General features: G+C 59.5%; 21 protein-coding genes. 7 read left to right on the forward strand and 14 right to left on the reverse strand.

Annotation, left to right across the window (positions count from 1 at the left end; genetic code table 11):
* Positions 1–4 precede the first annotated feature (4 nt).
* Positions 5–340 (reverse strand): c-type cytochrome, encoded by a 336-nt coding sequence (locus tag FIV08_RS17875; protein WP_061330892.1) that lies wholly within the window; start codon positions 338–340, stop codon positions 5–7.
* A 225-nt stretch (positions 341–565) separates the two neighbouring features.
* On the opposite strand from FIV08_RS17875, the gene FIV08_RS17880 reads away from it, so the two are divergent.
* Positions 566–1,669 (forward strand): enoyl-CoA hydratase/isomerase family protein, encoded by a 1,104-nt coding sequence (locus FIV08_RS17880; RefSeq protein WP_152439315.1) that lies wholly within the window; start codon positions 566–568, stop codon positions 1,667–1,669.
* A gap of 10 nt (positions 1,670–1,679) precedes the next feature.
* Here the strand turns inward: FIV08_RS17880 and FIV08_RS17885 are convergent, their stop codons facing one another.
* The 3 genes from FIV08_RS17885 to FIV08_RS17895 all read right to left on the reverse strand — a co-directional run bounded on the left by FIV08_RS17885 (position 1,680) and on the right by FIV08_RS17895 (position 4,860).
* Complete coding sequence (locus tag FIV08_RS17885) at positions 1,680–2,267, reverse strand: ankyrin repeat domain-containing protein (protein ID WP_152439316.1); 588 nt, start codon at positions 2,265–2,267, stop codon at positions 1,680–1,682.
* 70 nt (positions 2,268–2,337) lie between these two features.
* Positions 2,338–4,482, reverse strand: coding sequence for a tRNA(Met) cytidine acetyltransferase TmcA (locus FIV08_RS17890; protein WP_152439317.1), 2,145 nt, complete (start codon positions 4,480–4,482; stop codon positions 2,338–2,340).
* Complete coding sequence (locus tag FIV08_RS17895; RefSeq protein ID WP_152439318.1) at positions 4,483–4,860, reverse strand: DUF2237 family protein; 378 nt, start codon at positions 4,858–4,860, stop codon at positions 4,483–4,485. It lies immediately after the preceding gene.
* A gap of 190 nt (positions 4,861–5,050) precedes the next feature.
* Between FIV08_RS17895 and FIV08_RS17900 the strand changes: the two genes are divergently transcribed.
* Positions 5,051–7,375 (forward strand): ATP-dependent helicase, encoded by a 2,325-nt coding sequence (locus tag FIV08_RS17900; RefSeq protein WP_152439319.1) that lies wholly within the window; start codon positions 5,051–5,053, stop codon positions 7,373–7,375.
* 164 nt (positions 7,376–7,539) lie between these two features.
* Complete coding sequence (locus FIV08_RS17905) at positions 7,540–8,676, forward strand: OmpA family protein (RefSeq protein WP_106694031.1); 1,137 nt, start codon at positions 7,540–7,542, stop codon at positions 8,674–8,676.
* Between the two features lie 81 nt (positions 8,677–8,757).
* Here the strand turns inward: FIV08_RS17905 and FIV08_RS17910 are convergent, their stop codons facing one another.
* Entirely contained in the window at positions 8,758–10,002 is a 1,245-nt protein-coding gene (locus FIV08_RS17910; protein WP_152439320.1) for a methyltransferase, read from the reverse strand.
* Between FIV08_RS17910 and FIV08_RS17915 the strand changes: the two genes are divergently transcribed.
* Complete coding sequence (locus FIV08_RS17915) at positions 10,001–10,681, forward strand: tRNA/rRNA methyltransferase (RefSeq protein WP_152439321.1); 681 nt, start codon at positions 10,001–10,003, stop codon at positions 10,679–10,681. The two genes, FIV08_RS17910 and FIV08_RS17915, sit on opposite strands and share 2 nt — an antisense overlap.
* Positions 10,682–10,683: 2 nt before the next feature.
* Here the strand turns inward: FIV08_RS17915 and FIV08_RS17920 are convergent, their stop codons facing one another.
* Both FIV08_RS17920 and FIV08_RS17925 read right to left on the reverse strand, forming a co-directional pair.
* The gene (locus tag FIV08_RS17920; RefSeq protein WP_152439322.1) at positions 10,684–11,955 is read right to left on the reverse strand and encodes a D-amino acid dehydrogenase; all 1,272 of its coding nucleotides are present in this window, start codon (positions 11,953–11,955) and stop codon (positions 10,684–10,686) included.
* 12 nt (positions 11,956–11,967) lie between these two features.
* A complete protein-coding gene (locus FIV08_RS17925; RefSeq protein WP_152439323.1) occupies positions 11,968–12,798 on the reverse strand; it encodes a polyphosphate kinase 2 family protein in 831 nt (276 codons plus the stop codon).
* Positions 12,799–12,917: 119 nt separating this feature from the next.
* On the opposite strand from FIV08_RS17925, the gene FIV08_RS17930 reads away from it, so the two are divergent.
* The 3 genes from FIV08_RS17930 to FIV08_RS17940 all read left to right on the forward strand — a co-directional run bounded on the left by FIV08_RS17930 (position 12,918) and on the right by FIV08_RS17940 (position 16,618).
* Positions 12,918–13,727 carry a TatD family hydrolase gene (locus tag FIV08_RS17930; RefSeq protein WP_058091589.1) on the forward strand — a complete coding sequence of 270 codons (810 nt, stop codon included), beginning with the start codon at positions 12,918–12,920 and terminating at the stop codon, positions 13,725–13,727.
* A complete protein-coding gene (locus FIV08_RS17935; protein ID WP_152439324.1) occupies positions 13,724–14,932 on the forward strand; it encodes an HD-GYP domain-containing protein in 1,209 nt (402 codons plus the stop codon). Before FIV08_RS17930 ends, FIV08_RS17935 begins: the two co-directional genes overlap by 4 nt.
* 66 nt (positions 14,933–14,998) lie before the next feature.
* Entirely contained in the window at positions 14,999–16,618 is a 1,620-nt protein-coding gene (locus tag FIV08_RS17940) for a Na/Pi cotransporter family protein (protein WP_152439325.1), read from the forward strand.
* Here FIV08_RS17940 and FIV08_RS17945 read toward each other — a convergent pair.
* The 7 genes from FIV08_RS17945 to FIV08_RS17975 all read right to left on the reverse strand — a co-directional run bounded on the left by FIV08_RS17945 (position 16,588) and on the right by FIV08_RS17975 (position 24,597).
* Entirely contained in the window at positions 16,588–18,867 is a 2,280-nt protein-coding gene (locus tag FIV08_RS17945; protein ID WP_152439326.1) for a diguanylate cyclase domain-containing protein, read from the reverse strand. The genes FIV08_RS17940 and FIV08_RS17945 overlap by 31 nt on opposite strands.
* A complete protein-coding gene (locus FIV08_RS17950) occupies positions 18,864–19,820 on the reverse strand; it encodes an ABC transporter substrate-binding protein (RefSeq protein WP_152439327.1) in 957 nt (318 codons plus the stop codon). The genes FIV08_RS17945 and FIV08_RS17950 overlap by 4 nt, the downstream gene beginning before the upstream one ends.
* A 121-nt stretch (positions 19,821–19,941) precedes the next feature.
* Positions 19,942–20,850 carry a lysine exporter LysO family protein gene (locus tag FIV08_RS17955; RefSeq protein ID WP_152439328.1) on the reverse strand — a complete coding sequence of 303 codons (909 nt, stop codon included), beginning with the start codon at positions 20,848–20,850 and terminating at the stop codon, positions 19,942–19,944.
* A 65-nt stretch (positions 20,851–20,915) separates the two neighbouring features.
* A complete protein-coding gene (locus FIV08_RS17960) occupies positions 20,916–21,236 on the reverse strand; it encodes a DUF2288 domain-containing protein (RefSeq protein WP_061330908.1) in 321 nt (106 codons plus the stop codon).
* An 86-nt stretch (positions 21,237–21,322) separates the two neighbouring features.
* The gene (locus tag FIV08_RS17965; protein ID WP_152439329.1) at positions 21,323–21,730 is read right to left on the reverse strand and encodes a response regulator; all 408 of its coding nucleotides are present in this window, start codon (positions 21,728–21,730) and stop codon (positions 21,323–21,325) included.
* The gene (locus tag FIV08_RS17970) at positions 21,714–22,868 is read right to left on the reverse strand and encodes an HDOD domain-containing protein (protein WP_152439330.1); all 1,155 of its coding nucleotides are present in this window, start codon (positions 22,866–22,868) and stop codon (positions 21,714–21,716) included. Before FIV08_RS17970 ends, FIV08_RS17965 begins: the two co-directional genes overlap by 17 nt.
* A 10-nt stretch (positions 22,869–22,878) precedes the next feature.
* Positions 22,879–24,597, reverse strand: coding sequence for a diguanylate cyclase (locus FIV08_RS17975; protein WP_152439331.1), 1,719 nt, complete (start codon positions 24,595–24,597; stop codon positions 22,879–22,881).
* Between the last annotated feature and the right edge of the window lie 26 nt (positions 24,598–24,623).

Raw genomic sequence — 24,623 nt, forward strand, 5'->3', positions numbered from 1 at the left:
AGTCTTACTTGCCGCCGTCAGCCGGCAGGCTGGCGTAGTAGGCTGCCAGGTTGGCGATGTCTTCATCGCTCAGGCCAGTAGCCTGACCCTGCATCACCGGAGCCTGACCACCCTGGCGCTGGCCGTTCTTGTAAGCCTTCATGGAAGCAACCAAATACTGTTCTTTCTGACCGGCCAGGTTCGGGTACATCGGGATCTGAGAGATACCGTTTTGCCCGTGGCAGGCGGCGCAGACTGCAGCTTTGGCTTTGCCAGCAGCGGCATCGCCCGCAACAGCCGCAAACGGAGCGGCTGCGCCCAGCGCAAACAGACCAGCAACTGCGAAGTGCTTCAGATTCATTGTGTTCACCCTCTCATCGTTTTAACGTTCACTCACCGGCGATGATGCCGGACAGTAATTCAGGTTTCACTTATAGCACAGGCGGCCCCTGCCTCAAATGTGATAGATCAAGGACATTCGTGCGACCATGGTCCTCTTTTACTCTTGAACCGGGTCAAGGACAGTACGAACAAACCGCTAACTGCGCCCGATAACAGAACAACGTGATTGCCGGAGAGACACTTCATGCCTGTAGAGGTTCAGGAACTCCCATGCCGGGAAGGCCATATTGGCCTGCTGACACTGAATGCGCCCGACACCCTGAATGCATTGACCGAAGAGATGATTGTTCAGGCTCAGGAGGCCCTGGATGCCTGGGCCGAGGACGATCGGATCTGCCTGGTGGTGCTACGGGGGGCTGGTGACCGGGCATTCTGCGCCGGCGGTAACATCCGCACTCTCTACGATGCCCTCAAAGGGCAAGGTGACACAGAAGCCCCGGCCCGCTTCTTTACCCGTGAATACCGCCTGGATTATAGCGTTCACCGCTTCCCCAAGCCGGTGATCGGCCTGGCACATGGCATTGTCATGGGGGGCGGATTGGGCCTGCTGTCGGCCTGCCGCTATCGGCTGGTGACCCCGGATGTCACCCTGGCCATGCCCGAGATCAGCATTGGTTTGTTCCCGGACGTTGGTGCCAGCTGGTTTCTGAACCGCCTGCCGGGGCGCCTGGGCCTGTTTATGGGCCTGACCGGGGCTCGACTCAACGTCAGCGATGCACTTCGGGTGGGCCTGGCAGACCTGGTCATTGAGCCTGCACAGACCGACACCCTGCTGTCGCGGTTACAGGATGAACGTTGGACTGGTGAGGCCGCTGCAGACGACAACCGTCTGTTCCGGCTGCTCAACCAACTGGAAGCTCTGGATTATCGAGGTCTGGCGACCGGCCACCTGGAGCAACACGAACAGACCATTGCGCGCCTCAGCGCAGGAGATGAGCTGCCGGTGGTGGTGGACCAGCTGCTGGCTTCCGGTAGTGACGACCCCTGGTGGCAAGCGTGCCAGAAAACGCTCCGGCACGGCTGCCCGGTCACCGCCTGGCTGGTGTGGAATCAATTGCGCAAAGCTCAGCAAATGTCCCTGAAAGACGTTTTCCGAATGGAGCTGGCAATGGCACAGGAATGCACCCGTCAGCCCGATCTGGTGGAGGGCATCCGGGCGCTGCTGGTCGATAAGGACCGATCGCCGATATGGTCCTACCCGTCGGTAGCGGATGTGCCCGAAGACGTTATCGAGCGGCACTTCCAGCCGGAGTGGGATGATACCGACGACCCGATGGGTCTGGACTAACCCGGCCTGATTACCGGGCAGCGCCCGCCTGAACCAGCAACATTTCCAGGTCCTGGTTGTTGCTGGCCCGGGCCAGGTCCAGGGCGGTGCGACCATCGGCGCTCCGGAAGTGGACATCGGCCCCGGCCGCCAGCAGCATTTCTGCGGTCAGCAAGTCGCCGCTTTCCACCACTTTCATCAACAGGGATTGCCCGTCCTGGCTGACGTTTACATTGGCCCCGGCCGCCAGCAAGGCCCTGACTACCGCCAGGTGGCCGCTTTCCGCAGCGTGAATAACGGCAGTATAACCAAGGGCATCCCGAGCATTCACCTCTGCCCCCGCCGCCAGAAGCAGGCGCACAATCCGGCGATTACCGTTGGCAGAGGCCACCATCAGCGGGCTTTCCCCGGCATCGGCCTGAACGTTGGGGCTGACTCCCTGCGACAGCAGGTTGAGCACTGTCCGGTCTTCATCGGCCTTGACCGCTGCCATTAGCTGGCCCGGGTCTCCGGAGATGTCGGCTGCGCCTTTTCCAGCGCCCGTTGACGCGCAGCCGGACAGCATCGCCAATGTGACGGTGACTAACAGAACAACAACCTTGCCTGCTTCCCTGGCCATAATGAGCAATCTCTTGTGTGATTTTTGCAGCTATTCTGAGCAGCCAATGGCAAGAATTAAATCGAACCGTTCACAACTCGGGCCCGTTTTGCAGAAGTTGACAGGCCAACCCCCGGAGCCGCTGCTCTCCGTCCCGTTGACCGCTGCACAGTAACGCAGCCTGCAGTGCCGCCCACGACCAACCCTGAAGCACCGCCCGGCACCACAACGGAAAGTCCGCTTGCCGGCTCAGCCAGGCCATCACACCCGGGGCGACGCTCACTGCTTGCAGCATCGGCAGGGCCAGTTCAAACCCTCGAAAACCATGGGCAAAGCTCTGCAAATCCCGCCGATCGTCGTTATCCGGGCCAGCGTTTGGCGGCAAATCTGCGCCCAGGGTGCCCATCAGTATCGGCTCAAGCTGCGACCAGTGGCGAGGAACCAACACCTGCCAGTGGCGGGCAAACCGGGTTCTCAGTTGCGTCTCGAGACTGGCCCCGGCCTCAGAGAGGCCGCGCATCATCTGCACCGGAAACTCACCGGTGCTCGCTTCCTGGCGCAAACCCAGTCGTACCACCCGGAAATTGCAGGACTGCCAGAATCTGACCAACGGGTCGTTGCCACCAAAACTGGTGCCAATCGCATCCAGGCCCTGCTCCCGGCAAGCCGCGGCGGCAGCATCCACCAGTTGACGACCGATTCCCAGATGGCGGGCCTGTTCCACAACTGCAATGCGAACTACTCTCAGGGTTTTCAGGCTGGCGGCTTCCGGGAAGCCCCCATGGCTGGCCAGGGATTGTGCCAGCAGGTGCCCCCTTACCCGGCGGCGGCCCTGCACTATCTGCTCGGCCAATCCTGCTTCGATACCGCCTTCAACGGTGCCCCAAAGCACACCCACCGTTTGCCCCCGGTACACTGCGCGCCAGGATTGCGCGCCGGGGTCATCCAGCCATTGCCGCAAGTCTGCGGGCGTTGTCCGGTAGTGAGCATCCACCAGTAGACCGAAAGCCTGTGACAGCTCCTGCTCGCTGGCGTCAGCCGGCACCCAGGGCTGAATATCAACGCCAGCAACATCCGGCACGGGCTCTACCGCACCCTCGGCGGCCAGCAGAAACAGCCTGAACACCAGCTGCTCCAAAGGATCATCACCAGCCCAGCGTACCGGCTGGTGTAACGGGATTCCGCGCCAGTGAGGCGTTTCCTGGTCGAGAATCTCACGAAACCGGATAGCAAAACCACGCCCGGTGCCTTCATAGCCATGAACCGTGGTGGCAAAAGCCACCCGCGGCCAGCCCAACAGTATGTCGCGTAACCAGTGCGCTGGCAGTCCGGCAGCTTCGTCCACCAGAACCACTTCGGCGACCGGCCGGGCGGCCAGCAGCTCTGGCACCGGCATATAGCTCAGGCGGTGGCCTTCACGGGTCACAAGATCCGATTCCGACTGTTCAGCCAGTTCATCGCCAAGTTCGAGCACTGCGTGCCTGAACAGGGTGTCCACGTTATCCCGGGAAGGTGCCGTCACCAGCACCTGCTCGCGACCGGCCAGGAGCAGGCGGGCCGCGGCGATACCCATGGCGGCAGACTTGCCACGGCCCCGGTCGGCGGTGATCACCAGGGGGCGTCGGCGGCGGCCTTGGCCGAACCGCTCCAGGTGTTGCAGCAGTTGTTGCTGTTCGTCCGTGGTTTGCGGGGTGAAACCGGCAGTATTTGCCGGCAATTCCGGCCAGTTTATCAAGCCGGGGTCGTCTGCCTGTACCCGGATGATGGAGGTATCGCTACTGATCACCATCGCCAGCCTGGCGGCAAATGGATGCTCTTCGGCTTGATCAAGGCCGGTGCGGACATAGTCCGGATCGCCGTAGTGACGCCACCGAGTCAGGGGCGGCACCAGCCAGAACAGTAACCCTCCGGCCTGCAGTGTGCCTGCCAGTGCCGCAAAGGCATCGGGCGGGTTTCCTTGCCAGCCGTCCCAGACCAAAAGGCTGGTTTCCCGGCCCAGCCATTGCCGGTAATGGTTGGCCTGAAGGTGTGGCAGGCCCACGGCTTCGGCGTGTTCGGCCCGGCCAACCCACAGGCTGTGGCTGGTGTTCATCCGGGACAGTTGCCGGTGCATCCAGGTGCAGGTGTTTTCCTGCGAGCCTTCCACCAGAATCAGGCGGCGGTGGCCGATGGTCCTGAGCGTGGTTTGCAGGCTTTGCCAGTCTGCGGTCGGATGCTCCCGGCTTGTGTCAGTCATTCAGCTGAGATCCGCGGCATGGGCTTTGAGGTCAGCAAGTTCGCAAGCTTCAAGGGCTCTTTGGTGGGTGGCGCGCAGTTTGACCCGCGGGGCACTGTTGGCTTCGAAGGCTTGCTGCCAGCGGCCGGCGCAGAGGCACCAGCTGTCGCCGGGTTTCAGGCCGGGGAAGCCGAATTCGGGCCTGGGGGTGGAGAGGTCGTTGCCTTGGGCTTTGGAGTAGTCCAGGAAGTCGGCGGTGACGATGGCGCAGACGGTGTGGTTGCCCAGGTCATCGGGGCCGGTGTTGCAGCAGCCGTCGCGGTAGAAGCCGGTTGTCGGGTTGTTACCGCAGGTTTCCAGTTTTTCACCCAGTACGTTTAGCGATTGCTCAGTTTTCATCTTTCCCCATCTCTTCAGGTTTCGGAGGTGGCAAGGTGTTGGGTAAGCCTTTCAAAACACGCTCCTTCGGCCCATCCCTGGGGCGCTTGGGCTCCGCCATCCCTGGCTCCGCACAGTTTTGAAAGGCTTACCCAACCCCTTGCATTCAACAGGTGAGTAATATTCCCCCATAATCCAATCTTTTACGATTATGCGGGAGCGCTATTCCCGCTACCAGTTGGCCAGTACAATAGCCCGCATGCCTACCAAACCCCAAATCCCGGATACCTCTCACCTGCCCGAGTTTCTCACCGACGAGCAGCGGGCGATTATTACGGCCGGCTATGAGCATGCGGTGATCACCGCTGTGGCGGGCAGTGGCAAGACGTCGACGCTCGCCTGGCGGATTCGGTTTCTGCTGGAGCAAGGGCATGATCCGGACCGGATGCTGGTGTTGATGTTCAATCGCAGTGCCCGGGTGGATTTTGAGCGGAAGCTGCAGGAGGTGTGCGATCAGTCCGGGCTGGCCTTGCCGGAGATTCGGACGTATCACGCCATGGGGCTGCGGTTGTACAAGCGGTTTGTGCGTGAGGGGTATCTGCCGGGGTTTTCGGAGAAGATTCTGACCGAGCAGGAGATTGCGTTTCAGGCCTGGTTGTTGACCCGGCGGCTGGCGCCGGAGGATCTGGCGGATGAGATTCGGCGCAACAAGAAGGAGTTTGTGGAGACGGCCACCGGGTTTATTGATCTGGTGAAGACCGGGTTGTCGCCGGCGGAGGTGGTGTTTGAGGAGTTGGGGTATTCGGACAAGCATCGGTATCTGATCGATTTGTTCCACAGTTTCGAGCAGTGGCGTAAAGGCCAGGGGCGGATCAGTTACGCGGATATGTTGTATGAGCCGGTGATGGCGATTCATCAGAACCCGCCTCTGCAGCGTCTGGTGGGTAACAAGATGGATCTGATTCTGGTGGATGAGTACCAGGATACCAATGAGATTCAGCATCTGTTGTTGCGCTACGTGGCCGGTGACCGGGCGCGGGTGACGGTGGTGGGGGATCCGGACCAGACCATTTATGAGTTTCGCGGTGCCAAGCCGGAGTTCATTCTGCGCCGGTTCAGTGATGAGTTTGAAAGCCCGCTGGAGCAGACCCTGAGTTTCACCTTTCGTTATGGCCACCGGGTAGCGTTGCTGGCCAATCATCTGATCTGCCATAACACCGGCCGCAAGGATGTGATGTGTCATTCGCATCCGTCCACGCCGGCGACCACCGTGGACCTGCATCGGGCGGAGAATGACGGTGACCAGGTGCTGCGTATTCTGCAGCAGCAGGCGCCGGAGCAGAGCAGTCAGACCGCAATTCTGTTCCGGGTGTGGAGTCAGAGTGTACCGATTGAGCTGAAGTTACTGGCCCGGCAGGTGCCTTACCGGATTGACGCCGGCAAGGGGGCGCTGTTCAGTCGCGAGGTGCAGGCGATAACTGCCCTGCTGATGGTGGTGACCGGCCGGCTGAAGTTGCTGCCGGATACCGACCGGTTGGATCTGGCGCGGCTGCTGCTCCGGTTTCCCCATGTTGGCCTGAAAGAGCCTGAACTGGAGAACCTGGCACAGTTCCTGGCGGCGTTTGACGGGGCCTGGCATGAGCGGCTGCTTGCGATGGATTTTGACGCCCTGGCCCCGATGGCGGGCCGCAAACTTCGCAAGCTGGGCGAGGTGCTGGCGCAGCTTGAGCGATACAAGGGTCCGGTCGCGGGGCTGATCAGTGTGTATGCGGAGCACATGGAGCTCTACGAGGGCATTCGCAGCCTGGCGCTGACCCACGACAGTGCCGAGGAGCGCATTGATACGGTACAGGGCTTCCGGGATTACCTGAAGGGCCTGGATTTGACTGCTGAGGGCGCGCTGGATCATCTCAAGGCATTGAAGCAGCAAGCTGGAGAGCAGCAAGATCACGGGGTGCTGCTGTCCACCATCCATCGCACCAAGGGTCTCGAATGGCCAGTGGTGATTATTCCCGGCCTGCAGGAGAAATACCTGCCCTACAGCCCAAGGCCCCAGGACGATGCCAGGGCCCTGCTGGAAAGCGAGCGGCGGCTGCTCTACGTGGCCATGACGCGGGCTCGCCAGGCGCTGCACCTGATCACCCGGCCAGCCAGTCAACAGCCTCACCTTGAGGGCGATCAGGGTCCCAGCCGGTTTGTGGCCGAGTTGTGCTTTGAGCTGTCCAGGGAACTGGGTGCCGCACTGGAGGGGAACTATCCAACAGAAACAGGGTCACTGAGCCTTAGCGTCCCGCTGACACCGGTCAGCCTGCGTTATGCAGACCGGGAGGGGATTGTCATTGAAGGCCAGACTGCGCCTCAGGCTGATACCACGGAACCGGTTTGGCACCATGCGCGTGTTGTCCACGCCATCTTTGGAGCTGGCGACGTGACGTCAGAGGATGAAAGTTCGTTTGAAGTGCGCTTTGCCAATGGCGATACCCTGAACTTCAGCAAGAAGAGCGCTCATCTGTATTTCACGGCGACATCAGATTAAAACGACTCTGTCAGTGAACTGCGTACAATTCCCGACGTACCAACTACTGTCATTTTTTTGTTTTTTTTGGCTTACTGACCTAAATTCCGAGTAATACAGGTGTTTTTCGGAGTTTTCATTCCTGAGAGAACTGCAGGAAATAACAACTAAACAGGAGGTTCTGCATGAAGATCATGCGCCCGGTCGCTCTGGCCGCCCTTACAGCATCCCTTGCCACGCCCGCTCTGGCCGACCGCCAGGAAACCATTTACCTGAACCCGTTCGCCGGCTTCCAGCTGTTTGATGACAAACGGGATCTGAGCGAAACCGGCACCTTTGGTGTCGGTGTTGAGTACCGCTTCCTGCCGCGCTGGTCTGTTGAAGCGGTGTATTCACGCGCCGATGCTGACCGTAAGTACGTTGCAGGAGAGTCCGAGTTCCAGGAACTGAGAATCGACGGCACCTACTACTTTGCCGGCCCGGACGCGGCCTGGAACCCGTACGTATCACTGGGTGCCGGCCATGCGGAATTTGGTGTGGGTGATACTATTTCCTACACCACTGCAGGCACCGATCACGAAGAAACCCGCGTGAACGTGGGCGTGGGCTTCCGCTACAACGTCAGCGACAGCATCTCCATCCGTGGCGATCTCCGAGAGTTCCACGGTATTGATGAAAGCACCTTTGACACCATGGCCTCACTTGGCCTGAGTTGGGCCTTCACCCGCACTGTTGCTTCCTCGAAGCCCGCTCCTGCCCCCGCGCCAGCACCGGCTCCCGCAGATTCGGACGGTGATGGTGTGCCCGATAACCGCGATCAGTGCCCGAACACACCAGCCGGTGTTCAGGTAGACAGCCGGGGCTGCCCGGTGGACAGCGATGGTGACGGCGTGCCGGATTACCGCGACGAATGTCCGAATACCGCTGCCGGTGCCACCGTTGACGAGCGCGGCTGCGAAGGTGTGACTGAAACCGTGGAAACCATTGAGCTGAGGGTTCAGTTCCCCACGAACAGCTCCGTGATTGATGCCACGTTCGATAACGAAATTCGTCGCGTAGCGGACTTTATGGCCGAGTACCCGGAAACCACCGTGGAAATCGCGGGTCACTCCGACAGCATTGGTGACGCAGAGTACAACCGCTTCCTGTCCCAGCGTCGTGCCGAGGCCGTTGCTAACCGGCTGACCACTGTTCTGGGCGTTGACCCGGATCGCGTAAGCGCCATGGGTTATGGCGAAGCCGAGCCGATTGCCAGCAACGACACGGCCGCTGGCCGTGCCCAGAACCGCCGTGTTGAAGCACGCATTCAGGTTAGTCGCTAAGACCAACGCATATGGTAATGAGCAAACAAGGCGCCCTCCGGCGCCTTGTTTGTTTTCGGGCCAACGCTCTTCAGAAAGACATCAGTCCGACACCCTGACCGCATCCAGCAACAGGTTGCGCGGAGTCAGTGAGCGCTCACAAAAGGCCCCCAGCCGCACCCGATAGCCCTGCTCCTCCAGGAACACCGCATAATCAAACACCAGCCAGAGCTCCAGCGGCCGCCGGAACAGGTGCCGCAGCAGTTCGTGCCGGCGTACTTGCTGGAACCGGCGTTCCCCTTCCGCCAGCCAGTGCTGCCAGTCCAGGCTTTCCGGCAGCTCCAGGCGCTTTTTATCGGCCGCCCAGGCACAGAAGGTTCTGAAATCACCTGTATTCAAACGCCCGGGATGGGATGGTACTGGAAGGTAGCTATCTACGCCGCGAAGGTGCCGCTGAAGGGCATCAAAGCCCAGGCGCCAGATACTGATTTGTCGGGTTTGCTCGCGCACCCTGGCCGGGGCCGTAACGGTCTCCTGAACTGCAAGCCGAAGGCCGTTGCGGTCAATGCTCAATGCGCCAGCGTGGTGCCGTGCATGCTCAGACATCAACGGGTAGGTTTCATGTTCGGTAAGGTGATAACAGCAGGGCGAGAAACTCAGACGTGGTGTCTGTTCCGCGCTGCCTCGGCGAATCAATTGCCGGTGCAGGTCTCCGCAGGCATGCAAGGCAACACCATGAACACTGCCGGGCCAGGTCAGGGTTTCAGCCATGACATCCTGATGGCGCAGGGTGACAGGATCCTGGTAATGCTGCGCCAGGCGATTGCCATCCGCCACCAGTTCCGGATTCCATTCAAACCCCAGCACCGAAGGCGCCCCTTGCCCAACCAGAGTGCGGGCCAGATGGCCCTTGCCGCAGCACCAGTCCAGTACCGGCCCAGTCAGTGGCCGCACCGATGCTGAAAAGGCGCCCGCCTGCTCGCGCTTGCGCCCCGGCATATCCACCGCAGCCACTTCGGTCAGCGCCGCCGCCCGGCTGTCGTCTGTGGTGGTCAGGGCAGGCACCGCTATCAGGTTAGGGTAACCGGCCAGGTCCGGGACGAAGCTGGCGACGCTTTGTGAAAGTTCTGCCAGATTCTCTTCCAGATACTCACAGTCATGGTCATCCAGCGCTTCCAGCCAGGCCGCGAGTTCCGGATAATCCCGGCTCCACGCCGGTGCTGGTTCCATAAAGGGAATCGGGCGCCAGAGTGGCTCATGCCGGGCAAGCCAGTCGTTCACGGCCTGCCAGCGGTTGTAAAAAGTCACGGGCGACTGGTGTACACTCGCCGCCGGAGGTAACGTCATGAAACTGGCCTTTGTACTGGTTGAACCAAAAGTTCCGGAGAACGTCGGCGCGGCTGCCCGAGCCCTGTGCACCATGGGTTTTTCCGACCTGTGGCTGGTCAATTCCGACCTGCATACCCGGCCGGAAGCCCACTGGCTGGCCCATGGCAGTGATCACATTCTCGATAATGCGCGCATTTTCCCTGATCTGGCAGCGGTAAGAAACTCCGCGGATCTGCTGATGGGCACCTCGGCCAAGCCCCGGCATAACAGGCAGGACTGGCACGAGCCCGCCGCACTTCGCACGGTGCTCTCTAACAAGGGGGATACAGCGGCCACGGCTGCCCTGGTATTCGGGCGGGAAGACCGGGGCCTGGCCAACGAGGAGCTGGCCCTGTGCGATCTGTTGACCGGGTTCCCCATGGCGGTGACTTATCCCTCCCTGAACCTGGCCCAGGCGGTGATGCTTTACGCCTGGGAGCTGTCCGGGCTGCAAAAAGCCAGTGCACAGCCGGAAACCGCGGCCAGCACATCAGGCCTGGCGGCACTGCGCTCGCGGCTGGAGAGCCTGTTGCCAGAACTGGACGCTCCGGCAGACGAAAAGCTGTCCCAGTGGGTGTTCGAAAAACTGCCGCTGCTGTCTGACCGGGATATCGGCTTCGTTCACACCCTGTGTGGCAATATCGAGCGCAAACTCTGACGCTATTCCGCAAAGCGTCCGGGCCGGAAAGCATCCAGCACCACAGACGGCTCCTCGCCATCAATCACCTGGGCAATGACATCTGCACTGCCGGCAGACAGGGTCCAGCCGAAGGTACCGTGGCCGGTATTCAGGAACAGGTTGTCCCTGGGGCCTTTTCCGATGATCGCGGGGCCGTCCGGCGTCATCGGGCGGAACCCGGTCCACGTCTCTGCCGCCGCCAGGTCCGCACACCCCGGAAAACGGGATTCAACGGACCGTTTGATGGTATCAATCCGCGCTTGCGGAATGTCCCGGTTGAAGTCCGCCAGCTCGACAAATCCGGTTGCACGCAACCGGTCACCCAAGCGGGTAGACACCACCTTGAAGTTGTCATCGTGAATCGTGCTGACCGGGCCCTTGGCCGCATCATGCAGGGGTACGGTGATGCTGTAACCCTTGATCGGATAGATCGGCAAACTCAGCCCCAGTGGCTGCACCAGTTGCGGTGACCAGCAGCCGGCACAGATCACAAAGGCGTCTGCCTCCAGGGTTTCCAGCCGGCCGTCGGCGTTGGTCAGTTGCACCGCTTTCACGCGGGTATCGTCCGCGATCAGCCGCTCCACCTTCACCTCGTATCGAAAGTTCGCGCCCAGTTGCTCACACACGCTCGCCAGTGAGCGGGAAAACAGATGGCAGTCGCCAGTGCCATCTGTTTCATAGCTGATGGCACCGTACAGGGGGCCATCACCGGTCATACCCGGTTCCGTTTCCCTGACCTGTGCCGGCGTCAGTAGCCGGGAGGCAATGCCCATGTCATTCAGCAGTTCGTGAATAGCCCGGTAGTCATCCATGGCCTCCGGCTTGCTGGCCAGGTGCAGCAGCCCACGATGCTGGCCGTCGAAGGCCAGATCGTGTTCCTGCTCAAGGGCCAGGAAGCGCTCCCGGCTGTGCATGCCCAGGCGCAACATGGCCCGTTTGTTCAATCCGAACAGACCCGGCGACCAGGCATAACGAAGTGTGGCGAACATGAAACGCATGGCATCCAGTGACGGCGGCACTTTCAGTTTCAACGGGCCGGATTTCTGCAGAATCCAGGGCAAGGCCTTGAACACCATCGAGGGGTCGGCCCAGGGATAGACCACACCATAGGATCGCTGGGCCGCATTGCCTTTGCTGGTCTCGTTACCGGCCAGCGGATGGCGCTCTAGCACCGTCACCTGGTGGCCACGGCGCAGCAGCTCACGAGCCGTGGTAACGCCGACCACACCACCGCCTACAACCACGATATGCATAACTCGCCTCCGTTACTCCACGCCATTCTCAGCCAGCAGGGTCCGATACTCTTCCAGTACATCCGGATGCTCCTCCGGATAGTCTGGCGCCAGGCTTTTGAGCACTTCCGCCACCAGCGCCGCCACAATGGCCCTGGCCTCAGGTTTGCGATCTCCGGGCACAATAAACCAGGGCGCCTCATTGGTATGGGTGGCTGCCAGCGCTTCCTCCGCATACGCCTGGTATTTATCTCGCATTTTCCAGCCCTCGATATCGGAGCGGTCAAACTTCCACCGTTTACGAGGCTTGTCCAGGCGCTTTAGCAACCTTCGCTTGTGTTCGTCTTCGGACAGATTCAGCCAGACCTTCACCACACAGGTACCCTCACTGACCAGGTGCTGCTCGAAATCCCGAATCGCCCGGTACCGGGCTTGCCAGTTGTAACTTTCCTCGGCCCGCACCGGCCAAACCCGTTCCGCGATCACCGCTTCGTGGTGGCTGCGGTTGAATGCGACCATCTGCCCATAAGCCGGCAACAAAGGCGTGACACGCCAAAGGAAATCATGGGCAGATTCTGTTGCTGTGGGCCTGCTGAACGACCAGGCATGAAAGCCTGCAGGATCGGCATAGGTAGCAAGTGTTCGAATCAGGCTGTCTTTGCCACTGGTATCCGGGCCATGTATCACCAGCAACAGGGCTTTCCGACCATTGGCCCAAAGCCGGCGCTGGTACTCGCCGATATCTTCCAGGCTCGACTCCAGTGCCGGTGGTTTTTCGTCGTCATCCAGCAGACTGGGGTATCGACCCAGCGCCGGCTTTTTCGGGTCCAGAAACCATGTTCGTGCGAACGCCGTATACTCCATCAAGGAAACTCCCTATCAGCACGATGCAATGCAACGATCACCCAAGGTGATAAACTAGCGTGATCCAATTCTCAGAATAGCAGCCAAGCGACGGCTGTGATGGAGCATAGACCCCAGGCATGAGTAAGAAACGTCGTGAGATTCCCGTATTTGATCACCCGATCATCGAGACCCACTGCCATCTGGATTACCTGAAGGATCGGCCACTGGCCGAGACCCTGGAACAGAGCCGCAAGGTGAACATCGAACGGGTGATCACCATTGCCGTGTCTCCGGAAAACCTGGCCGCTGTGCGAGAACTCAGCCAGCTTGAGCCCTGGGTGTATGGCACCCAGGGCATTCACCCCCACGAAGCGGAAAGCTATTCCGATGAGGTAGAGGCTGAAATCCGCGAGCATGCCCGGGATGACAAAATCGTCGCCATCGGCGAGATCGGCCTGGACTATTACTACGACAATGCAGACCGGGGTGTGCAGCGGGAAGTATTCCGTCGCCAGCTGCAAATTGCCTGCGACAGTGACCGCCCCGTAGTGATCCACAGCAGAGAAGCAGACGACGACACCATCGCCATCCTGCAGGAGTTTGAGCAGACCCTGACCCGCCGGGGAGTGATTCACAGCTTTACCTCCGGCCCCGGGCTGGCCCGCTATGCGCTGGATCAAGGCTGGTGCCTTGGTTTTAACGGCATCACCAGCTTCAACAAGGCAGAGAACGTTCGGGATATCGTGCGCATGGCCCCGATTGAGCAGATTCTGCTGGAAACCGATGCACCTTTCCTGACGCCGGTACCCTACCGTGGCCGGGAAAACGCACCGTTCTATCTGCCGTTTGTTGCCGAGAAAATCGCCGAGGTGAAGGATCTCCCCCTCGACCAGGTCTTAGCTCAGACTTACCAGAACAGCCTGAGGACGTTCTTCCCACAACCATGATCAAACGCATCCCCATCGCTGCGTTGAAGGTCGGCATGTACATTTCCGACCTGAATAACGACTGGATTCCCCATAACACCCAACGCAAGAAAGGGGTGATCAAGCGGGAAGAGACCATCGAGAAAATCCGCAGGATGGGGGTCCAATACGTCTATATCGACGTTGAGAAAGGGCTGGACGCCCAGGACGCTGAGACCGCCCAGGAAGTGGATCAGCGCAATGAACAGGCCCTGCAGAATGCAGGTGAACAGCGCCCGGGCATCCAGCACAAGGTTGCCCTGACAGAAGAGATTGTCATCGCCCAGCGGATTCACAGCCAGGCCCAGGGCCTGGTGGGCAGTTTCATGAACAACGTCAAAATGGGTGCCGCCATTGATATCGCGCCCATTCACCAACTGGCCGACGAACTGCAAAACTCCGTTCTGAGAAACGCCAACGCCCTGAGTTGCCTCGGTCGCATCCGTGAGAAAGACAACTACCTGCTGGAACACTCCGTTAACCTCAGTGTGCTCATGTCACTGTTCGGCAACTACCGTAACCTGCCGGCAGACGTACTGCATCAAACCGTGGTGGGCGCCCTGCTCCATGATCTTGGCAAGATCCTCACCCCAGATGACATCCTGCATAAACCCGGCCGCCTGACGGCGGAAGAATTTGAAGTGATGAAACTGCACGCCCGGCACTCCAGGGACATCCTTGCCAGCACCGAAGGCATCGGCGAAATCGCCGTGATTACCGCCGCCCAGCACCATGAGAAACTGGATGGCAGTGGTTACCCGGAGGGTCTCAAGGGCGAAGAAATTACCGAATACGGGCGCATGGTGGCAATCACCGATGTGTACGATGCCATCACCTCCGACCGGGTGTATCACAAGGGTATGACGCCGTCCCAGGGGCTGAAAAAACTGCTCGAATGGAGTGGTGATCATCTGGACCCGGAACTGGTGAAACAGTTTATCCGTTGTATCGGCCTGTACCCGGTGGGCTCGCTGGTGCTCCTTGAGAGCGGACGGCTGGGGGTGGTGGTGGAAACCAACGATCAGGATCAGCGCCTGCCCGTGGTACGGGTGATGTACCACACCCGGTTTCGACTACCGATTACGGTGGAAACCATCGATCTATCCCGCGCCGGCAACCAGGACCGGATTGTCCGGGCGGTGGACCCGGAAGACTACAAACTGGATGTGCGCAAATTCCTGGCCTGAGGCATCGCGCCAGCCAACGTCTGCTACACTCGCTACTAATCCGCAAATCACAACGACAACCGAACCATGATCTCATCCGTGTTCCAGATTCTCGGTGGCCTGGCGCTGTTCATGCTCGCCATGGAAATGATGACCACCGGCCTGAAGAACGCCGCTGGCCACCAGTTACGACACCTGTTAGGCACCTGGACCAGAACCCCCCTGCGGGGCCTGATGGCCGGCTTTGCCATTACCGGTATTGTGCAGCACTCCGGGGCGGTTACCGTTGCCACCATTGGCTTTGTCAACGCCGGCCTGCTAACCCTGGCCCAGTCTCTCGGGGTGATTTTCGGTTCCAACATAGGCACCACCATGACCGCCTGGCTAGTCAGCCTGGTGGGCTTCGGGTTCAAGATCGAAGCCCTGGCGCTGCCGCTGCTGGCCGCCGGTGTCGGCTTCAAGATGATCAGCCGCAATCAGCGGAACCAGTTCCTGGGGGAGGCGCTGGCGGGCTTTGCGCTGTTTTTCCTCGGCCTGTCGATTCTCAAGACGGCACTGGAATCCCTGGCCGGGGGCTTTACCGACGGCGGTTTTATCAGCCCGGATTATGGCCTGTTTACATTTCTGGCCATCGGGTTTCTGGCCACGGTTCTGACGCAATCCTCCAGCGCCGCCCTGGCCATTGTTCTGACCGCTGCAGCCGGTGGATTGATCGGTCTGGATAATGCGGCAGCGGCGGTGATCGGCGCCAACCTGGGCTCCACTTCTACGGCTGCCCTGTCGGCCCTCAAAGCCACCGCCAATGCCCGCCGGCTGGCGATTGGCCATATCCTGTTCAACGTGTTTACCGGCGCCATCGCCCTGATGATCCTGCCGGTGATGCTGTGGACCGTGGCGATGCTGACCGACTGGCTGAACCTGGAAGCCAACCCCGCCGTGTCTCTGGCGCTGTTCCACACCCTGTTCAATGTCCTGGGGGCGGCCATTATGCTGCCATTTACCAAACCCTTTGCCCGGTTTCTGGGCCGGATGTTCCGAAGCAAGGAGGAAGATAACGCCGTGCCCCGTTATCTGGACGATACCCTGATCACCACGCCAGAACTGGCGATCGGGGCGGTGGACCAGGAAATGAAACGACTGATCGGCCATAGCCGGGGCCTGCTGAGGGTGTGTCTTGATCGGGAGAGCCTGACCGAAGCCGATATCCGGCCGAAAGCCGATGCCATCCGCAACCTGAACCGGGCGATCACTGACTATATCGGCCGGCTGAGGGCAGAAAAAATGCACCCGTCCGTGGTGGATGCCCTGACCATCAGTATCCGCACCTGCCGCTACCTGGCCGAAGCCACCGATCTGACCACCCGGCTATTGCAACTGCGGCAGCTAAGCCACCGGACCGAGTTTGCCGAACAAGCTGAGACACTGGAGCACTATCTGGATACCATCCGGGAGCTGGTCGCATCAGAAGGCCCGGCTGAGGCGCTGCTGGCCGAGGCAGAGGGCACTTACCACCGGTTGAAAAACACGATGTTGCAGATGATGGTACGGCGGGATTTCAGCACCACCCTGGGGGACCAGGCTCTGGATACCCTGAGTTCTGTACGGCGGCTCAATGACCAGTGGAGCAAGGCCCTGAAATGGCAACCGGCCACCCATTTACTCAATGGCGCCCAGCATCAGCTGCCTGAGTCAGAAAACCTGCAGTAGCGGTTTTTGCCCTCCCGTTTGGCGCGATACATGGCCTGGTCTGCCTGGCGTAACAGCTGGTCGCCATCCAGCTCCACGTTTTGCGGGTAAACGGTGTAACCCAGGCTGGCAGACACCTCAACACTGTGGTCCGCCACCCACACCGGGTCGCCAATCTTGGTTAATAAGCGCGCCAACAACGCCTCCAGGGTTTGCTGGTCAGCGACGTTCACCACAATGGCGGCAAATTCATCCCCCCCCAGCCGGGCCAGGGTGTCTTCCTCGCGCAGGGTTGAACGCATGCGGCGGGCAACTTCCACCAACAAACCATCCCCTGCGTCGTGCCCGAAGGCATCGTTGATGGGTTTGAAATGATCCAGATCGATGTAAATCACCGCCAACTGATAGTTCTGCCGGCGGGCCTGGGCCATGGATTGCTGCAGACGGTCCGAGAACAGCACCCGATTCGGCAAGCCGGTCAGTGAATCATAGTGCGCCATGGTGCGCAGCTGTTTCTCGGTTTCCTTGAGCTGGGTGACGTCACTGAACACCCCGACGAAATGACTGAGCTGCCCCTGCTCATCGAACACGCTGCTCAGGGTGAGGCTGAGCACGATGGCGTGACCATCCCGGTGCCTGCTGGAGAATTCGCCGGTCCAGACGCCGTGCTTGCGCGCCGCAATCAGGATGGCACTGCCCTCGTCCATGGGCATGGGTGGCAGGCTGCCCACCGCCACCTTGTGGTCCCGCCCGGTAATCAGTGAGTAGGCTTCGTTGATGTCCATGACAACACCGTGGGCATCGGTGATAAAAATTGCTTCACGGGCATTTTCAAACACTCTCAGGGCCAGTCGCTGGCGCTCCTCTGCGTACTTACGGCGGGTAATGTCGTACCAGGAACAGAGAATGGAAGGGCTCTCCTGATCGTGCTCATAGACCGGCGCCAGGGTCATATCCACCCAGACATCGGAACCGTCCGAACGCACGAACAGCCACTCAGACTGTGCCACTTCTCCGGTCGTTACCCGCCTGATCAGTGCATCCGCTTTTTGCAGGGAAGGCGTACCGTCCGGCTGCGCATGGGGCGAGAAAGTGGGCAAGCCCTTACCTAAAAGCGATGCCTCGGAGGTGTAACCCACCAGATCCACGGCCGCCCGGTTGCAATTGATCAGTTCCCCGTTACGGATCATCAGCATCGGCTGAGGCCAGCTGCCAATGAGCTCACGCTGGCGCCGTTCCTCGGTAGCCAGCTGGCGCTTCTTGCGGCTGAGCCAGAGACTGGTGACCACGAGCATTACAAAGAGAACCGCAACCGTCAGCACCCAGATCCGGTACTGGTTCAGCACATCCACCCAGGTGACTCTAGGCACCTGGTCATAGGGCGCCATTCTCAGGGTTCGGGCCAGGTCTTCGACCGACTGGTAGTCTGCGGGGGGTGAAAACCCCGCCAGGCCCGCCGCCCGGGCAGCGGGGTGACCAGGTTGCAGAGCAAACAGGGCAGACGCCACCTGACGCACAATCTGGCTATCGACATGGGGCAGAGATACCAGCGGCCACTCAGGGTAGAGGCGGGTAGACACCGCAAACGGAAAGCCGGCCAGCGACTGGACATGAATCATTTTAAGCTCGTCCGCCAACGCCGGATTTTCCCGGATGAGTTCCTCGTATACGCCGGTCCGGACAAACCCAACATCGGTATCGCCGGTCAATACCGCTCGAATGACTCGGTCATGATTACCCAGGTGCACCATCCGGTTGTGGCGGAGAATGTCCACACCCGCATCCCTCAGCTCCAGCGCCGCTGCCTGAAAGCCACCAAGGTAATGAATACCCGGGGTAGCTATGCTTTTGCCTCTGAGGTCTGCCAGGCGATTGATGTCACTGCGTTCGGCGCGGGTCAGGATAAGGCCACCAATACTGCCAGTGGAACGGCCTTGCCACTCTCGTTGCAGGGTGGCAAGCACCCCGGTCAGGCTGCGCTCGCTGCGGATCATCAGGAAGTGACTGGGGTTGGTCAGAAAGAAATCCACGCGGTTGGAGGCCAGCGCCCGGTTCATGTCATCCTGATTGAATACCCGCAGTCGCACCTCCAGTCCGGTTTCCTGGCTCAAATACTCTGCCAGCAGGCTATAACGTTCCTGGATCACCGGCTCTGGCCGGTAAGACAGAATCCCCAGAGTGACAGCCTCCTTGGCCACGGCCAGCGGTGCCCAGAGCCCGGCCAGCAGGCCTAGCACTAGAATAAGAGTGCAGGAACACAGCCGGTTCATGACAAACTCCGAGGCAGGAATGACGGGTCGCAAAGGCGTTCGTACACAGGATGGCTGGCCATCAACCCCTCGCGGACCAGAATGCCGGACAGTCGTTTCGCGACCACCTCAATCCGGCCATGATGAGCCAGGTATCGCTGGTTGGCTGCAAGCTCCGGAAGCATCACCGTGGCCAGGGAACGGCGCACCGAATCCGGCGTTATTCCCTGACGGGTGGCCACTCGATACACTGCATCATGCATGCTGCGCACCAGATGATGCTGGCCCCGGAAGTAGCCGTACACCAGATCACGCACCGCACCGGGTTTTCGGCGGGCGGCTGCCTCAGTGACGATCAGGGTATCAAAGATGGTATCTGGCACCTGACTGCTGTCGAATAACCGGGTACCTCCGGCCTGCTCCAGCACCGAGGCGGTCGGCTCGTAGCATACCGACGCTTCAATATCGCCATTTTGCCAGGCGGACAAATGGCGATTCACCGGCAGATCAACCAACGAAACCTGATCGGTACTCAAGCCGGCCCGCTCCAGAACAGAGAACAGCATAATCCCCGAGACGCCACCCAGTTCGACGGCGATGGGCCGGCCCCGGAGCCCGGCAAGACTGGTGATAGAGGGTTTGACCACCAGGACATCGGCACCGACAGACACGTTGGTAACCGTTACCACACGCAGGGGTACGCCCTCCGCGTATACCCGTAACGCTTCATCCAGGGTCAAGGCAGCGGCATCCAGCTCGCCGGCCAGCAGGCCCGCCATTGAATCGCTGGCTGCCGAATGTTTGACCAGCCGAACCGAATCCGGCAGCCAGCCAAACTCCTCCGCCAGGTAAAGGGGTTCGTAACCAATCCAGGGATGAATGCCAGTACGCAGCGGTGCGGATTTTGAACAACCGGCCAACCCCAGAGCCGAAAGGGCGGCAACGGACAGTTGCAGGAATTGGCGGCGGTTCATTCAGGCTCCGGAGCGGCATCGTTTATTCGGATACTAATACGTAGCCACTATAGCGGTAAATCTGACCAAAGCATTGCACCGGGTCAATTTCAGATTCTGAATGTCATCGGATTCCTGCCGCTCAACCCAAAGCCAGAAAGATCCCCATCAACACCGGCGACAGAAACGACAGTAAAAAGCCGGAGGCAATCGCTACCGGCACACAGGCAAGGCCGCCGCTGCTTCGAATAACGGGAAGGGTGAAATCCATGGCGGTTGCACCACCGTAACCGATGGCCATGGCCGGGCGCGCACCAATAACCAGCGGAATGATGGCAAGGGCGATGATCTCCCGCAGCACATCGTTCAGGAAGGCCACGCCACCCCAGGCGGGCCCCAGAGCATCGCCGATCACGATGCCAGACAACGAATACCAGCCAAATCCGGAGGCCAGAGCCAGGGACTGGTGCCAGGGCACATCCAGCCACGGAATCAGCAAAAGGCCCGCCAGCAGGGAACTCAACGCCATCGCCAGCGCAATGCCCAGGCCCTGGCGGTTCATCAGCAATTTGCGGAGCGACAACCCGGCATTACGCAACTGCAGCCCAATAAAGAACAGCAACAGCATCAGCGCCCAGGTAGCCACATCGTCAACCAGCGGCAGTTGCGGTAACAGAAAGTAGCCGGCCAGGGCCCCAGCGACAACCGCCAGTAGCGGTTTCAAGCCGGCAAGGAACAACCGGCGATAACTCGGCCTCTCCTGACCGGCTTCCTCTCCCGTGGACATGGGCTGCCAGCGGTGGAACAACCACAGGCCCACCATGTTGGCCACCAGCAGCACCATTACCAACCCCGCCACCTGAGCAGCCATGGTGCCTAACTGGTCCAGCAGGCCATCCATCTGACCAAGGCCAAGACCCAACAGCGCCAGAATGAAATAGACCAGGGCTTCCACGGTATAGTGTATTACCGTCATCAGACGGCGGTTAGAGAGCGCTATGGCAAAGCCCAGGAACAAAGGCGCCAGAACAAGCAATGCACCAGTCAGCATAAACCCCTCACGGGCAGGTTAGACAATATCGGAAACCGGCGTCGTGGGCCGGCAACAGCACTGGGTCAATGCAGGCCCTGGCCAGAACGATCCTGAACCAGCACCCAGGGGGCAATCACCACGGCCCAGAGTTCGGCATTGCGATCGTACCAGGCGCGGGCGAGATCGGGCGCGACCTCCCCTACCTGGCCGCCCGACATCCAGTGCTCGAACTGCGCCTTGTTATCGGCGGTCAGTTCGGCCGCCACGTTCAACAGATCCAGCTCCGGCGCTACTCGCACCACCTGGCCGCGGGCGTAATAGGTTTGCAGCTCATGCCAGTGAATTCGGGAGGTTTCCAGGTTCAGTCGTGCTTTGATTTCATCAGGGGATTCAGAAGAAGACATAACACCTCAACTAAGCAGCTACTCATTCAGGCGCGCCAGCCTAACGCAAATTGGCCAATCACGCACTCGTCAGGGCCAGCGCTGCATCATGCCCCCTGCGTATTGTCTTTCGCTATTCGATGAATATCATCCGCCAGCGTCATCGGGTCAAAGGGTTTGGGGATAACACCGATGGCCCCCAATGCCAGATATTCTTGAATTTCAGTGCTCTGAATACGGGCAGTCATAAAAATCACCGGAGTGGCTCGTGTCGCGTCCAGAGCCCTTAATCTCCGCATGGTCTCAGGACCGTCCATTTCGGGCATCATCACGTCCAGCAGAATCAGATCCGGCTCGAACTCAGGAGCCACTTCCAGGGCTTGTTGGCCAGAGCTGCAAAGTGCTGCGTTAAATCCACCCACATCCTGCAATGCCAGTTCGGCAATGGCCCGGATATCCGGATCATCTTCCACGTACAGGATTTTGTTCAGCGATGCCTCAGGAACGGACGCCATGCTGCGGCTCCTCGGTGGATGGTTTCAGATCCAGACCAATACGCCGCAAAAGTCGCTGACATTCATCACTATCCGACTGCCCCCCTGCAATTAATGCGGCGGCCCGCATCACGAGGCGATCTTCACGGGTACTGTCTTTCGGCAAGAAATGCACGGCGCCAATCATGTCTCTCAGGCTAAGGGGCAGTTTCCATTGTACTTTCAAACGATTGCCATAATCCTGAGACCACTGGCCAATGCACTGCTCTACCTCTGAACCGTTCAGCGAGCCTCCTTCTGCCGTGAACTGGTTCAGCACTTTCAGAACTGCCATCTCTCCCAAGCGGCTCAGAAGCCCCGCCTGTTGAAATAACGAGGGCGACTTCCCCAGCCTGATCGCAAGTTTCTGGGCCTCACGCGACACCTGCAATGCCATGTCGTGGAAAGCTCTGGCCTGAGCCTGCAGGTCCGAACTGTCTATCTTTCCGGCCACATCCAGTGCCAGCGCCAGAGCCTGATTCAACGCCATGGCCACGCCCATATTGCTGATGGCATCCCGGAGGGATTCAACCGGCTTGCCCGTGCGCCGGAACGAACTGCTATTGGCCACGTCCAACAGGCGGGCCGTCAGCGCCGCGTCCTCACGCCAGCGCTCCGCCAGCTGAGCCGGTGACAGTTCTTGCTGCCTGCCGATAAGGTCCAGAACATCGATTGGATCAATATCCGTCGGTAATTGAACCACCGAGTTTAACGACTCTTTCAGATACTCGTCTGCAGAGCCGTGACCAGAATCGCCGGCAGGGACAAGCTTGGTCAGACGTTCGTGCAACAGCTGTACATCCAGGGGCTTGGTAATATATCCGCTGATACCATGATGGGCTGCCCTGAGTACCGATTCCCGATCAGAACGCCCGGAAACCATCACGATAGGCACGTCACGATCACCAGCGCGTACTCGCTTGACCAGATCGAGCCCGGAACCGTCTGGCAGCTGCCAGTCAATAAGATACAAGTGGTAACGGCTATCACTGTCTAACAGTTGTTGGGCCTCGCTCAAAGATCGCGCAAGACTCACAGCAGCGCCTTGATGAATACCCGCGACGACCGTCTCAAGCAGCTCACCCACCAGCTCGTCGTCTTCCAGTATCAATGTTTTCAACAGGCACCCCTCAAGATTTCACCCCAACAGGAGACGGATCGTAGAGCGTCACACCATTACGCCCACCCCGTTTTCGTTGGTACAGTGCCTGATCAGCGGCCTCGATGGCTTGATCGGAAACAGGAAAATCATTGATTAACGCAACGCCAGCACTCAGGGTAACCTGAAAACTGACATCCCCTGCCCAGAAAACGAGTTCGGCAAAACTCTTACCAATAGCCTCGATGAGTTTCACCGCCACCGTCGGCTCACAATCGGGCAGAATCAACAGAAACTCTTCGCCACCATAACGCCCGATTACATCAGACTCACGCAGCCGGTTGCGCAGTAAATTTGCCAGGGTACGAATAACAATATCGCCCTGACCATGCCCCCAAGTATCATTTACTCGCTTGAAGTGATCCAAGTCCAACATGACTACACACGAAGTGTGACCGGCGCGGCGACAGCGGGACAACTCTCGGTCGACTTCCTGCTTGATCAGCGAGTGTTTGAGCAGCCCGGTGAGGCTGTCACGGTTCATCAGGTCCGATAACTGGCGGGCACGGTAACAGCGAATGCGTACAGACCGGACAAGGTAATCATCTGTGACCGGCTTCACCAGAAATTCATCGGCACCTTTGGACAACGCATCCAGCTGGTTTTCAGGATTATCTTCCGATGACAGATACACAATTGGTAAGCCCAGCCAGCGCGGCTCGTAACGTATCAGCCTGGCAAGCGTAACGCCTGAATAATCCCGTAACTGAACATCCATGAGAACCAGGTCAGGCTCAAACGCCGACAGTTCCGACATCAAGTCCGCCGGGTCAGAAACCAGGCGGGCAACAATGCCAGCCTGCTTGAGCACCAGACAGTAGTGCTCTCCCAGCTCCAGATCGTCATCAACGATCAACACCCGGCCCTGGGGACGCGAACCCCGCTCCAGGGCCAGTGATTCGATCCGCTCTGCCAGTTCAGGCAGGTCAAGCGGCTCACAGAAATAGGCCGTTGCCCCCTGCTGTGCTACCCGATACAGGCTGTCGAACGAGCTTTCATGGCCAATGCACACCACCGGGAACCGACGATGCTCGGCTTTCGGTAAATGCTGCTCACGAAAGTCCATAACGTCGCCCAACACTGAGTCCACACACAGCAAAATCGAGGCGTTGGCGCGCTCGCGGAGGCGCTCAGCAACGTCATCCGGGCGGTCAATAGAGCCAGATTCACAGACAAAACCGTAGACGGCTAATGACTTCACCAGGCCAGGCAGATAATCAAGACTGTGTCCGAGCGCCATGACATTGACCTGCATGCCATGGGCCCCGTCGTATGACTCCGCTGCGGCTGGGGCCTTGGCCTGAGAAACCTCTGCCGTGGTGACGACATCAGGGGCTTTTTCCAGCAACGTAGCGAGTTGCCTGATTTCACTGGCAACTTCAGCTGAAACAGAGACAAACTCATCACCGGCCACATCGGCACTGGCCGCCGACTCAAGAAGTGCCTTCAATTGCTTTTCTATCACCCTGGCCGACTGACCGAGCTCAGGCAAGCCAAATGTCCCGGCAGAGCCTGCCATTCGATGCAACAACTGATAACATTTTTCTAGCTCGGAATGCGGCAGCTGTTGCTGATCGATCAGACGGGCAAATCCTGAGAGTGTTTCAATATCGCCCCGGGCACGTTCAAAAAACCGTTCCTGCAGAAGCCTCAAACGTTCCTGCAATTGGTCAACGGCTATACTGTTCAAAAGGCATTCCTCACTATTTTATTCTC

The sequence above is a fragment of the Marinobacter sp. THAF197a genome (genome assembly GCF_009363275.1).
GTDB lineage: Bacteria > Pseudomonadota > Gammaproteobacteria > Pseudomonadales > Oleiphilaceae > Marinobacter.

Coding starts and splice junctions, on each gene's coding strand:
- FIV08_RS17935 (WP_152439324.1), top strand. CDS start 13,724: ATGATCAAACGCATCCCCATCGCTGCGTTGAAGGTCGGCATGTACATT.
- FIV08_RS17910 (WP_152439320.1), bottom strand. CDS start 10,002: ATGACGTTACCTCCGGCGGCGAGTGTACACCAGTCGCCCGTGACTTTT.
- FIV08_RS17905 (WP_106694031.1), top strand. CDS start 7,540: ATGAAGATCATGCGCCCGGTCGCTCTGGCCGCCCTTACAGCATCCCTT.
- FIV08_RS17885 (WP_152439316.1), bottom strand. CDS start 2,267: ATGGCCAGGGAAGCAGGCAAGGTTGTTGTTCTGTTAGTCACCGTCACA.
- FIV08_RS17945 (WP_152439326.1), bottom strand. CDS start 18,867: ATGAACCGGCTGTGTTCCTGCACTCTTATTCTAGTGCTAGGCCTGCTG.
- FIV08_RS17960 (WP_061330908.1), bottom strand. CDS start 21,236: ATGTCTTCTTCTGAATCCCCTGATGAAATCAAAGCACGACTGAACCTG.
- FIV08_RS17895 (WP_152439318.1), bottom strand. CDS start 4,860: ATGAAAACTGAGCAATCGCTAAACGTACTGGGTGAAAAACTGGAAACC.
- FIV08_RS17950 (WP_152439327.1), bottom strand. CDS start 19,820: ATGAACCGCCGCCAATTCCTGCAACTGTCCGTTGCCGCCCTTTCGGCT.
- FIV08_RS17920 (WP_152439322.1), bottom strand. CDS start 11,955: ATGCATATCGTGGTTGTAGGCGGTGGTGTGGTCGGCGTTACCACGGCT.
- FIV08_RS17915 (WP_152439321.1), top strand. CDS start 10,001: ATGAAACTGGCCTTTGTACTGGTTGAACCAAAAGTTCCGGAGAACGTC.
- FIV08_RS17930 (WP_058091589.1), top strand. CDS start 12,918: ATGAGTAAGAAACGTCGTGAGATTCCCGTATTTGATCACCCGATCATC.
- FIV08_RS17925 (WP_152439323.1), bottom strand. CDS start 12,798: ATGGAGTATACGGCGTTCGCACGAACATGGTTTCTGGACCCGAAAAAG.
- FIV08_RS17955 (WP_152439328.1), bottom strand. CDS start 20,850: ATGCTGACTGGTGCATTGCTTGTTCTGGCGCCTTTGTTCCTGGGCTTT.
- FIV08_RS17940 (WP_152439325.1), top strand. CDS start 14,999: ATGATCTCATCCGTGTTCCAGATTCTCGGTGGCCTGGCGCTGTTCATG.
- FIV08_RS17880 (WP_152439315.1), top strand. CDS start 566: ATGCCTGTAGAGGTTCAGGAACTCCCATGCCGGGAAGGCCATATTGGC.
- FIV08_RS17875 (WP_061330892.1), bottom strand. CDS start 340: ATGAATCTGAAGCACTTCGCAGTTGCTGGTCTGTTTGCGCTGGGCGCA.
- FIV08_RS17890 (WP_152439317.1), bottom strand. CDS start 4,482: ATGACTGACACAAGCCGGGAGCATCCGACCGCAGACTGGCAAAGCCTG.
- FIV08_RS17965 (WP_152439329.1), bottom strand. CDS start 21,730: ATGGCGTCCGTTCCTGAGGCATCGCTGAACAAAATCCTGTACGTGGAA.
- FIV08_RS17900 (WP_152439319.1), top strand. CDS start 5,051: ATGCGGGAGCGCTATTCCCGCTACCAGTTGGCCAGTACAATAGCCCGC.